This is a genomic window from Halorubrum sp. Atlit-26R (genome assembly GCF_003666015.1).
Classification (GTDB): domain Archaea; phylum Halobacteriota; class Halobacteria; order Halobacteriales; family Haloferacaceae; genus Halorubrum.
This window is the reverse complement of sequence record NZ_QPLT01000484.1, coordinates 1-460: the sequence shown is the minus strand read 5'-3', so window position 1 is coordinate 460 and position 460 is coordinate 1. Positions and strand designations below refer to the sequence as shown.

At 59.1% G+C, this 460-nt stretch carries 1 protein-coding gene; it reads right to left on the bottom strand.

Annotation, left to right across the window (positions count from 1 at the left end):
• Window positions 1-446: ABC transporter substrate-binding protein (locus DVK07_RS21565; protein ID WP_233565648.1), on the bottom strand; the 446-nt coding region annotated here is incomplete at its 3' end.
• Window positions 447-460: the final 14 nt, after the last annotated feature.

Genomic DNA, 460 nt, shown 5'->3' with positions numbered 1-460 from the left:
CGGTACACAAAGTCGTTATCTTCGAGCGAGGAAACATCAGGCGACGTCGCCGATGGTGAACACATAACCGTCTGGTTCGGGATGGCAACGTTCTCGGCGACCTGCAGCGTCACTGACGACGCCAGTCCCCCGCAGATCATCGGATACCCGGCGTTCACGAGGGCTTCTGCACCACTCACACCCCGACTCGGCTTGGTCTCCGTGTTCTCGAACTGCGTATCGACTGCGAACCCGTTGTCCGCGTCTCGGACCTGCTTTACAGCTAGTTCTGCTGCATCTCGAATTGCGGGGCCTACTTCGGACAGCCCACCCGTTACCCCCATTAGGATGCCCATGCTGATGGTGTTGCCACTACTCCCACCGTCTGTCGAACAGCCTGCGAGTCCGACAGCGCCTGCGGCACCAATGCTCTTCATGACAGTTCGACGGCTGACTGTATCGTGCATCGCAACACTCGCCA